The 11,009-nt window shown below is 63.2% G+C and carries 7 protein-coding genes; all 7 read left to right on the plus strand.

The window, feature by feature from the left end:
• Positions 1-77: 77 nt before the first annotated feature.
• The 7 genes from RMO51_RS03365 (at position 78) to RMO51_RS03395 (ending at position 10,872) form a co-directional block, all read left to right on the plus strand.
• Positions 78-3,122 carry a SusC/RagA family TonB-linked outer membrane protein gene (locus tag RMO51_RS03365; RefSeq protein ID WP_310391984.1) on the plus strand — a complete coding sequence of 1,015 codons (3,045 nt, stop codon included), beginning with the start codon at positions 78-80 and terminating at the stop codon, positions 3,120-3,122.
• A gap of 36 nt (positions 3,123-3,158) precedes the next feature.
• Positions 3,159-4,748 (plus strand): SusD/RagB family nutrient-binding outer membrane lipoprotein, encoded by a 1,590-nt coding sequence (locus RMO51_RS03370; protein ID WP_310391986.1) that lies wholly within the window; start codon positions 3,159-3,161, stop codon positions 4,746-4,748.
• Positions 4,749-4,929: 181 nt separating this feature from the next.
• Positions 4,930-6,762, plus strand: coding sequence for a family 20 glycosylhydrolase (locus RMO51_RS03375; protein ID WP_310391987.1), 1,833 nt, complete (start codon positions 4,930-4,932; stop codon positions 6,760-6,762).
• A 69-nt stretch (positions 6,763-6,831) separates the two neighbouring features.
• Positions 6,832-7,998, plus strand: a complete 1,167-nt coding sequence (locus RMO51_RS03380) for a PQQ-dependent sugar dehydrogenase (protein WP_310391989.1) — start codon at positions 6,832-6,834, stop codon at positions 7,996-7,998.
• 179 nt (positions 7,999-8,177) lie between these two features.
• A complete protein-coding gene (locus tag RMO51_RS03385; protein WP_310391991.1) occupies positions 8,178-8,654 on the plus strand; it encodes a RimK/LysX family protein in 477 nt (158 codons plus the stop codon).
• 142 nt (positions 8,655-8,796) lie between these two features.
• Positions 8,797-9,750, plus strand: a complete 954-nt coding sequence (rimK, locus tag RMO51_RS03390) for a 30S ribosomal protein S6--L-glutamate ligase (protein WP_310391999.1) — start codon at positions 8,797-8,799, stop codon at positions 9,748-9,750.
• A gap of 162 nt (positions 9,751-9,912) precedes the next feature.
• Positions 9,913-10,872 carry a succinylglutamate desuccinylase/aspartoacylase family protein gene (locus tag RMO51_RS03395; protein ID WP_310391993.1) on the plus strand — a complete coding sequence of 320 codons (960 nt, stop codon included), beginning with the start codon at positions 9,913-9,915 and terminating at the stop codon, positions 10,870-10,872.
• Positions 10,873-11,009: the final 137 nt, after the last annotated feature.

The following is an 11,009-nucleotide window of genomic DNA, read 5'->3' on the forward strand; positions in this document are numbered from 1 at the left end:
GACTACTCGCCAAAAAAGGGAGGCCGAAGTTGCGTTGCCCGTTTTCATCTTTTCACCTAAAACCAACCTCCAAGGCTATGAAAAAATGTACTTTACTCACCTTCCTGCTGCTCCTGGGCCTGCAGTGCGTGCTGCACGCGCAGACCAGAACGGTGACTGGAAAGGTGACCGACGCTAAAAACGGGGCCCTGCCGGGGGTGACGGTGCTGGTGCGGGGAACCACGCAGGGCGCCAGCACCGACGCGGGAGGCAACTTCTCGGTGACGGCCGCCGACACCGCGGCCCTCGTGATTTCGTCCGTGGGCTACCAGCCGCAAACGATTCGCGTGGGGGGGCAGTCGGTTATCGACGTGGTGCTGAGCGAAAGCAGCGAGGCGCTGAATGAGGTGGTGGTGACGGCCCTGAACGTGTCGCGGGAGCGCAAAACCCTGGGCTACTCGGTGACCGAAGTGCGGGGGGAAACCCTGACGCAGGCGCGGGAAACCAACGTGGCGAACTCGCTGGTGGGCAAAGTGGCCGGCCTGAACGTGAACTCGACGGCGGGCGGCCCCGGCTCGTCCAGCAACGTCCTCATCCGGGGCGTGTCGAGCCTCAACCAGACCAACCAGCCGCTGTACGTCGTCAACGGGGTGCCCATGGAAAGCCAGCCCAGCGTGGCCAATACCGGCGGCCAATACGACAACTCGCCCGACCTGGGCGATGCCATCTCAAACATCAACCCCGACGACATCGAGACGATTTCGGTGCTGAAGGGGGCCGCGGCTTCGGCCCTGTACGGCTATCGAGCCAAGGCTGGCGTTATTCTCATCACGACCAAAAGCGCCAAGGGCAACGACGGCGTGGAGCTCAACAGCAACTACGTGGGCGAACAAATCTACAACCTCACCGACTGGCAGTACGAGTACGGCCAGGGCGCCAATAACGCGAAGCCCACCACGGCGGTGGGCGCCGCGCAGGTCGGCAATTCCAGCTGGGGCGCCCGGCTCGATGGCTCCGACGTGGTGCAGTTCGACGGGACGTTGCGGCCGTATGTCGCGCAGAAAGACAACCTGAAAAATTTCTACCGCACGGGCGGCAGCTGGACCAATACCCTCGCGTTCAACAAGAGCTTCACGGGCGGCGCGGTGCGCCTGTCGGCCAGCAACCTGACCAACAAGGCCGTGGTGCCAAACTCGGGGCTGGACCGCCAGACTTTCAATTTTGCGGGCACCTTCGAACCCTACAAGCGGCTGACCATTGACGCGCGCGCCAACTACATTCTGGAGCAGGCCCAGAACCGGCCCATTCTGGCCGACGGCGCCGGCAACGCCAATTTCAACGTAGCGTTTCTGCCCACCAGCCTGGACGTGCGAGACCTGAAGCCGGGCACCAAGTCGGACGGCACCGAGCTAATCTTCAACTCGGGCAACATCTACAATACCAACCCTTATTTTGCCGCCAACAACTTCGTCAACGACACCAAGCGCGAACGGCTGCTCTCGACGGTGACCGCGCGCTACGTCCTCGACAACGGCTTGTTTTTGCAGGGCCGGGTGGGCCGCGACGGCTACACCGACCGGTTCACCGCCGTGACGCCCTCGGGCACGGCTTACCTGACGACGGGCAGAGTCACCGAGGTGACCACGCAGTTTACGGACCTGAACGCGGACGGGCTGGTGGGCAAAGCCTTTACCGCCGGGTCGGACTTCACCATTACCCCCAACCTGGGGGCCAGCTACCGCCGCACCAAGTCAGAAACCTTGCAGACCATCGGCAACGACCTGGCTATTTTTGGCGTCAACAGCATCAACAACGCCAAGAATAAGGCCTCCCAGGTTTTTCCCAGCGACCAGGAAGTGCAGTCTCTTTATGGTTCGATGGAATTCGCTTACCGGGAGTTCCTGTTTTTGACCACCACGGTACGCCGCGACTGGTTTTCGACGCTGGCCTCGCCCGGCATTGGCTCCAAGCTGTATAACACGACGCCGGGCGTGAGCGCCTCGTTCGTGTTCTCCGAGCTGTGGAAGCCGGAGTTCTTGTCCTTCGGCAAAATCAGGGGGGGATACTCGGAAGTGAGCCAAGCTACCTTGCCCTTCCAGACGCAGTTGAGCTACGCATTTCTGCCCGCTACAATCCTTGGCCAGCCGTTGGGTACCATTAGCCCCGACAACGTCAATATTCCGAATCAAAGGCTGCGACCCTCAGAAGCTACTGAGATAGAAGTGGGCACGGAGCTGGCCTTTTTACAAAACCGCCTGCGCCTGGACCTCACCTATTATCAGAAGAAGTCGAACAAGGAAATTGTCTTTGCCCCGGCCTCCATCAGCTCGGGCTACCAGGGTGCCGTGCTAAACTCGGGCGAGATGGAAAACAAAGGCGTGGAAATGCTGCTGACCTTCGTGCCGGTAAAAACCGGCGCCTTCACCTGGACCTCCTCTCTCAACGGGGCCTACAACAAAAACACCGTGCTCTCGCTGGCCGCCGGCCAGAAGCAGTCGGTGTACGCCACCTCGCGCTCGGGCGTGGGGTTTGTAGGGCAGGTGGTGGGCAAGCCGTTCGGGCAGGTGCTGGCTTACGACAACAAGTTTGGGCCGGACGGCAGCATTGAGTTGACCACCAACGGCGTACCGGCCCGCGGTAATCTTACTTCCTATGGCACGGCTTTCCACCCCTGGACTGGCGGCTGGAACAACGATTTTACCTACAAAGGCTTCAATCTGGGAGTGCTGATTGACGGGAAATTCGGGGCCAAGATTTTCTCGGCCACCGACTACTACGCCACGATATTCGGCCTGCGCAAAGAAACCCTGGTGAACCGCGAAGGCACGTTCGGCTCGGAAGACATTGACGCCGCCACCTACTACGGCACGCTGGCCAACAACGTGTCCAAGGATTTTGTGCAGGACGCCAGCTTCATCAAGCTGCGCCAGTTGAGCCTGGGCTACTCGTTCCCCAGCGCCCTGTTCGGCAACAAAGTGCAGCGGCTGACGCTGAGCCTGGTGGCCCGGAACCTGTTTTTTATCCGACGCTTGACGGACAACGTCGACCCCGAAGGCAGCTACAACGCCTTCTCGCAGGGCCTGGAGCTGGGGGGCGTGCCCCCGACCAGGACGTTTGGGGCTAACCTGAGCGCCAAATTCTAACCACTTCAAAACGGGTCCATCCCAACCTGCTACGCCATGAAAAACTTCCCTAATAAGTACACCGCGCTGGCGGTGGCCGCCCTGCTGCTGAGCGGCGGCTGCACCAAGGATTTTGAGGACATCAACACCAACCCTTCGACTTATAACCAGGCAACTTTCGATGCCAACTACCTGCTAACCACGGCACAACTGGGGTATGCGGGCAGCACTGACTTCGCCTACGACACTTGGCGCGCCAACCTGATTTACAGCTCCACCATGATGCAGGGCATGTCGACGGTGCTGAGCTATTGGGCGGGCGACAAATACTTGCTCAACGAAGCCTACACGGCCGCCTACTGGGGCGGAACCACCGTGGGCGCGTACGTCGAGCAGGTGAAGCCCATCACCGACCTGGTGGAATCTACCAGGGGAAAGGACAAGTATAAAAACCTGCACCAGATTGGCCGCATCATGCGCGCCCTGATTATGGAGCGCATCACGGACCTGTACGGCGATGTGCCCTACACCGAAGCGGGCCAGGGCTACTACAAAGGCATCATCACGCCCAAGTATGACAAGCAGCAGGACATCTACGCCGACTTGCTGAAGGAAGTGGACGAGGCTACTGCCGCTCTGGACCCGGCCGCCGACCTCGCGACGGGCGACGTGTTTTACAAGGGCAACGTAGCGCAGTGGCAGCGGCTGGGCAACACCCTGCTGTTGCGCATGGCCATGCGCTTGACTAAGGCCGACCCGGACAAGGCGAAGCTGTACGCGACCCAGGTGCAGGGCAAAACCATGCGGGACAACGGCGACAACGCCTACGTGCTGCACGACGTGGCCGGCTCCCGGGTAACCCAAAACCGTAATAGCCAGATTTTGCTGGGCGACGGTGGCCTGGAGAATTACTACGTGAAGTGGTCGAAGACCTTCATCGATTACTTGAAAAATACGAATGACCCGCGCCTTGCCAAGGTGGCGGTGACCAAGCTGTACCTGACGGAAGGTGGCAAAACCCAGAACCCGGCGGCCGTGTCGACCCCGGCGGTGCAGAAGGGCCTGCCCAACGGCAAAGACTTGAGCGGCCGGGCCGGCTTCGACGTGTCGGGCGACCCCAGCTTCACCGGGTTTCCCGATTATTCGTCGCCCAGCCCGGGCATGATTAAGCGCACCGGTCCCACGTTCGTGCTCACGTACGGCGAGTCGGAGCTGCTGCTGGCCGAGGCCGCCCAGCGTTGGGGGCTGGGAAATGCCGCGCAGCGCTACGCCAGCGGCGTAACGGCCGCCATCACCTGCCTCAGCCAGTACGACCCGGCCCTAGCCGTGCCCGATGCCGATGCCAGCGCCTACCTGGTGGCCAACCCGTATGATGCCGCGAAGGGGCTGGAACAGATTAACACGCAGTACTGGGTACTGACGAACACCCTGCTGAACTTCTACGAGTCGTGGGCGAACTGGCGCCGCAGCGGCTTCCCGGCGCTCACGCCGGTCGTTTTCCCCAACAATGCCACCAACGGCCAGATTCCGCGCCGCTTCCCCTACCCAACGTCGGAAATCACCAGCAACCCGGTTAACTACCAGGCCGCCAGCGGGGCCGTAGCGGGCGGTGATAACCTCAGCGGCCGGGTGTACTGGGATAAATAAAGGATTGTGGGCCGCCCGGCAAAAAAGCTTCGCCGCAAATAAAGTAGAAGCTTCTTCTGCCGGGCGGCCCACCACGCGCCACGCGGGGCCGCGCTTGCGGCTATTTGAGGCCGCTATTTCATTCACATAACGCCTTTCCATGTTTTCGGCCTTGCAGTCAAAAATTCGAATCAGTAACCTATTGACCTTGGCCTTGCTGGCCGGCGGAACGGCGGCGGCCCAGCCGAAGCAAGTGCCGGCCCCGCCCCTGGGCCTGGTGCCGCTGCCGCTCGAAGTAAAAGCTTCCGCGTGCACCTACGCGCTGCCGAACAACATTAGCATTTACGCCCGCAGCAAAGACGAGCTTAACGTGGCGGGGCTGCTAAAGGAAATGCTCGCGCAGCTGGGCAAAACGGCGGTGCTGACGACCAACCGCCAGGCCGCGCAGATTCGCCTGGAAACCGCCGCCATGCCCCACCCCGAAGGCTACCGGCTGGTGGTTGATAAGACCGGCATTGGCATTGCGGCGGCGGGTGGCGCGGGCTTGTTCTACGGCAGCCAGACGCTGCTGCAGCTGCTGCCGGCCCGGCCCGCCGCGGGCCCGGCGGCCGTGCCGTACGTGCGCATCGCCGACCAGCCGGCTTTTCGGTGGCGGGGCGCGATGCTCGACGTGAGCCGGCATTTTTTCCCGGTCGCGGTAGTCAAGAAGTACATCGACTTCCTCGCCACCTACAAGCTCAACACGTTTCACTGGCACCTGACCGACGACCAGGGCTGGCGCATTGAAATCAAAAAATACCCCAAGCTGACGCAGGTCAGCGCGTTTCGCAAGGAAACCCTGATTGGGGCCCAGCAGCTGTTCAAAACCCCGGCCGAGTTTAAGTACGACGCCACGCCCCACGGCGGCTTTTACACCCAGGAGCAGATTCGGGACGTGGTGGCCTACGCCCAAAAGCGGTACGTGACCATCGTGCCCGAAATCGAGATGCCGGGCCATTCGGTGGCCATCCTGGCCGCTTACCCCGAGCTGGCGTGCCGGCCGGGCCCCTACGAAACCTGGACGAAATGGGGCGTGAACGAGGACATCGTGTGCCCGACCGAGCCGACGTTCCGTTTTTTTGAGGACGTGCTGGCCGAGGTGTGTCAGTTGTTTCCGGGCCGCTACATCCACATCGGCGGCGACGAAGCGCCCAAGACGCGCTGGAAGGAAAGCGCGGCGGTGCAGGAAATCATGAAGAAGGAAGGCTACGACGACGTTGAGAAAGTGCAGGGCTGGTTCAACCGCCGCATCGAGCAATTTTTGCAGAGCAAGGGCAAAAAGCTGATTGGCTGGGACGAGATTCTGGAGGGCGGCATCTCCACCAGCGCCACCGTGATGAGCTGGCGCGGCGAGAAAGGCGGCATCGAAGCCGCCCGGCGCGGCAACGACGTGGTGATGACGCCAACCACCAACCTCTACCTGGACTACGGCCAAAACCCGCTGCCGCACAGCCCCTACGAGCCGCTGATGATTGGCGGCTACCTGCCCCTGGAGAAGGTGTACAGCTTCAACCCCCTGCCCTCGGAGCTGACCCCGGAGCAGCAAAAGCACATTGTCGGGACGCAGGCCAACATGTGGACGGAGTACATCACCACTCCCGAAAAAGTGGAGTACGTGCTGTTTCCGCGCTTGCTGGCCGTGGCGGAAGTGGCCTGGACGCCCGCCGCCAACAAGCGCTACGCCGACTTCCTGCCCCGCCTGGGCCAGCAGTACGCCCGGCTCGACCGCCAGAAAATTCACTACCGCGTGCCCGAGCCGCTGGGCCTCGACAGCGTGGGCCGGGCCGACCAGGGCGGCAAGGCCGTGTTCACGCTGCGCTCGCTGGTGCCGGGCGCGCAGATTCGCTACACCCTGGACGGCCACCTGCCCGACGAAACCGCGGAGCTTTACACAAAAGCCCTGGCCGTGCCCCTGAACAAGCAGCTGACGGTGCGCGCCGTAACCATTGCCCCGAACGGCCGCAGAAGCGCCCCGGTGGAATTCGTGGTGAAATAGGGCGCCCGGGTGTGCCGCGGGGCCCGGCTGTGCAACCTTCGGCGGCGGGTAGCAGTTTGTGCGGGTATGATGATGAACCACTTATCGCCCCTGCTGGCCCCGCTGCTGGCCGCGCCGCTGCTGCTGGCCCCCGCTCCCGCCCCGGCTAAAAGGTCTGCTCCGGCCCCCGCGCGCACCGCCGCCGAAGCCAACCTGAGCAAAATCAAGCTGCCCGCCGGCTTTCGCATCAGCTACTTTGCCCAGAACGTGCCCGGCGCGCGCGAGTTGGCCCTGGGCCCCGACGGCACGGTGTACGTGGGCACTAAGGAGCAGGGCACCAAGGGCAAGGTGTACGCGCTACCCGACAAAAACCGCGACGGCAAGGCCGACGCCGTGTTCACCATTGCCACCGGTCTGAACGCGCCCAACGGCGTGGCCGTGCGCCAGGGCAGCCTCTACGTGGCCGAAATCAACCGCATTACCCGCCTCGACAACATCGCGGCCAACCTGAAAACCCCGCCCAAGCCAGTGGTGGTGTACGACAAGCTGCCCGACAACCCCTGGCACGGCTACCGCTACATTGCCTTCGGGCCCGACGGCCTGCTGTACGTGCCGGTGGGCGCGCCCTGCAATTCCTGCGAGCCCGAGCAGCCCATTTTTGGCACCATCAACCGGCTCAAGGCCGACGGCTCGGGCTTCCAGAACGTGGCCACGGGCGTGCGCAACACAGTGGGGTTCGACTGGCACCCGGTGACCAAGGAAATGTGGTTTACCGACAACGGCCGCGACCTGCTCGGCGATAATATTCCCTCCGACGAGCTGAACCGGGCCCCCAAGGCCGGGCTGCACTTCGGCTTTCCGTATTACTTCGCCGGCGACGTGGCCGACCCCGAGCTGAGCGCCGGCAAAACCCCCGACATGTACACCACGCCCGCCCGCAAGCTGGGCGCCCACGTGGCCGCGCTGGGCATGAAGTTCTACACCGGCAGCAAGTTTCCGGCCCAGTACCGCAACCAGATTTTCATTCCCGAGCACGGCTCCTGGAACCGCAGCAAGAAGATCGGCTACCGCATCTCGATGGTGAAGCTCGACGCCGCCGGCCGCCAAACCCAGGGCTACGAAACCTTCGCCGAAGGCTGGCTGCAGGGCCAGGAAAGCTGGGGCCGCCCCGTGTGCCTGCTGGTGCTGCCCGACGGCTCGATGCTGGTGAGCGACGACCAGGGCGGGGCCATCTTCCGCATTTCGTACGCGGGGTAGGGAAAGTCTAAAGTAAAGAACGTCATGCTGAGCTTGCCGAAGCATCTCGCGTGGGGGAGTAATTCTAATCGTTGAACGATTGAATTACCAGCCCGAGCGAGATGCTTCGGCTGCGCTCAGCATGACGTTCTTTTTTACCATTGCGCTGTAACGCCGACGCCGCGCCTATCTTCATTTTCATGAACCGCCCCCTCAAGCGCGTGCTCGGCCGCCGCGAGCTGATTGATTTCCCGGCCTTCGCCCTCGGCGGCGTGGAGGCTAAGGTGGACACGGGCGCCTACACCAGCGCCATTCACTGCACCGACATTCACGTGGAAACCGACGCCAAGCAGCGGCCGGTGCTGGTGGTGCACCTGCTCGACCCCGGCCACGCCGATGCCGACGGCCGGCTCATGGCATTCACCGACTTCGCGCTGCGCGACATCCGCTCGTCCAACGGCGAGGTGCAGGAGCGGTACGTTATTCGGGCGGTGGTGCGACTGTACGGACAAGATTTTGAAGCCGAATTTTCGCTCTCCGACCGGTCCGACATGAAGTACCCCGTGCTGCTGGGGCGCAGCCTGTTGCGGCAGGGCCGCTTCGTGGTCGACGTGGCCAAGCGCAACCTTTCCTACAAGGCCCTGGCCCGCGCCGCCGCCCGCCGCGCCCGGCCCTGACCGGGTTTATGCCGTAGTTTACCTTCGTTAAAGGTGAGGAAGTGATGAAGGGGATGAAATGAAAGGTGTTTTTTCTTCATTCCAGCTGCTCGGCACCGAAAACTTCCTCACCCCGTCACCCCATGACCTCATCACCGAAAAGATGAAACTGGCCATTCTCTCGCGTGAGCCGAAGTCCTATTCCACCCAGCGGCTGGTGGATGCCGCCACCGTGCGGGGCCACGAAGCGGTGGTCATCGACCATTTGCAGTGCAACTTGGTGCTGGAGAAAGGCCGCCCGGGCATTATTTACCAGGGCGAGCGCATCGAGGGCATCGACGCCATCATCCCGCGCATCGGGGCCTCGGTTACGTTCTACGGCACGGCCGTGGTGCGGCAGTTCGAGATGATGAAGGTGCGCACCGCCGTGGAAAGCCAGGCCATCGTGCGCTCGCGCGACAAGCTCCGCTCGATGCAAATCCTGAGCCGGGCGGGCGTGGGCATGCCCAAAACGGCCTTCACCAACTTCTCGGCCGACGTACCGGCCATGGTGCAGCAGGTGGGCGGGGCCCCGGTCATCATCAAGCTGCTGGAGGGCACCCAGGGCCTGGGCGTGGTGCTGGCCGAGTCGGAAAAAGCCGCCCAGTCGGTCATTGAGGCCTTTCACAACCTCAAGGCCCGCATCATCGTGCAGGAGTTCATCGCCGAGAGCAGGGGCGCCGACCTGCGCGCCTTCGTGGTCGACGGCGAAGTGGTGGGCGCCATGAAGCGCCAGGGCAAGGAGGGCGAGTTCCGCTCGAACCTGCACCGCGGCGGCGTGGGCACGCTGGTCAAGCTCAGCCGCGCCGAAAAAGCCGCGGCCCTGCTCGCCGCCAAAGCCCTGGGCCTGAGCGTGGCCGGCGTCGACATGCTGCAAAGCAAGCGCGGCCCGTTGGTGCTGGAGGTAAACTCGTCGCCGGGCCTGGAAGGCATCGAGAAAGCCACTCGCCAGGACATTGCCGGCCGCATCATCGAATACACGACCAACCTCGCCGGGCGGAAGAAAACCAAACCCAAGGCTAAAAAAGACGCGCCGCGGGCCGTGGATGCGCAGCCGGACGTGCCGGTGGGAAAGTAAAGCGCGCCCGGCGCGAAGAGAAACGATTGGGGCCCGCACCGGTTGCCCAACGACCCCGCCGCCGTTGGCTCGCGACTTACCCCGAACATCCCCCACTTTGCCGCCGGCAAACCCGCGCCTTCTTGCCGAGGCGTGGAGCTTGCCCGTTTCTCCGCTCACCGTATGCCCACGTCCGCTGCTGCTTTTCACCTCAACGGCCTCGCCATCAGGCCCGGCGAGCGGGTGCTCACGCGGCTCGTCATCTCCAAGCTGCCCTCGGGCACGGTGATTGACGTGCCGGTGCACGTGCTGCGCTCCCCGGAGCCCGGCCCCACGCTGCTGCTCATGGGCGGCATGCACGGCGACGAGGTCAACGGCATCGAAACCATCCGGCGGCTGGTGCGCCGCGAGCTGCTGATGCCCCTGCGCGGCACGGTCATCGCCATTCCCATCCTCAACATCTACGGCTTCCTCAATTTCAGCCGCGACGTGCCCGATGGCAAGGACGTGAACCGCTCGTTTCCGGGCTTCCCGCGCGGGTCGCTGGCCGGGCGCGTGGCCCACCGCTTCATGCGCGAAATCATGCCCCTGATTGACTACGGCATCGACTTCCACACCGGCGGCGCGGCGCGGGCCAACTTCCCGCAGGTGCGCTGCCAGTTGGGTGTTGACCCCGAGGTAGACGCGATGGCGGCGGCGTTTGGGGCGCCGTTCACGCTGCACGCGGCCCTGCGGCCGGGGTCGTTGCGCGAGGCGGCGCAGGGGCTGGGCAAGCGCATCATCGTGTACGAAACCGGCGAAAGCCTGCGGCTGGACGAGCCCGGCATTGAGGAGGCGCTGGCCGGTACCCTGCGCGTGATGCACCACCTGGGCATGGGCCCGCCGGCCCCGCTGCCGGCCCGGCCCGGCATCATCTGCCGGCGGCACACCTGGCTGCGGGCGCGGTTTGCGGGGCTGTTCCGGGCCCACGTCGAGAACGGGCAATTTGTGGAAAAAGGCCAGATTTACGGCTCCGTGGCCGACCCCTACGGCCAGCAGGCCGTGCGGCTGGAGTCGCCGGTGAGTGGCTACGTCATCGGGCTGAACTACATGCCGGTGGTGAACCAGGGCGACGCCCTACTGCACATCGCCGTGCCGGAGTAGGACGCTGCGCTTAATGAGGAATGAAGAAAGAGGAATGTAGAAATACCGACTGCCAATTCCTCATTACACATTATTCATTCCTCATTAAGCGCAGCGTACACCGCGGCGTTACATTTGTGCTTTATACATCATAAGTT

The sequence above is a fragment of the Hymenobacter sp. genome, from assembly GCF_031398885.1.
GTDB lineage: Bacteria > Bacteroidota > Bacteroidia > Cytophagales > Hymenobacteraceae > Hymenobacter.

Coding starts and splice junctions, on each gene's coding strand:
- RMO51_RS03385 (WP_310391991.1), top strand. CDS start 8,178: ATGAACCGCCCCCTCAAGCGCGTGCTCGGCCGCCGCGAGCTGATTGAT.
- RMO51_RS03370 (WP_310391986.1), top strand. CDS start 3,159: ATGAAAAACTTCCCTAATAAGTACACCGCGCTGGCGGTGGCCGCCCTG.
- rimK (WP_310391999.1), top strand. CDS start 8,797: ATGAAACTGGCCATTCTCTCGCGTGAGCCGAAGTCCTATTCCACCCAG.
- RMO51_RS03395 (WP_310391993.1), top strand. CDS start 9,913: ATGCCCACGTCCGCTGCTGCTTTTCACCTCAACGGCCTCGCCATCAGG.
- RMO51_RS03380 (WP_310391989.1), top strand. CDS start 6,832: ATGATGAACCACTTATCGCCCCTGCTGGCCCCGCTGCTGGCCGCGCCG.
- RMO51_RS03365 (WP_310391984.1), top strand. CDS start 78: ATGAAAAAATGTACTTTACTCACCTTCCTGCTGCTCCTGGGCCTGCAG.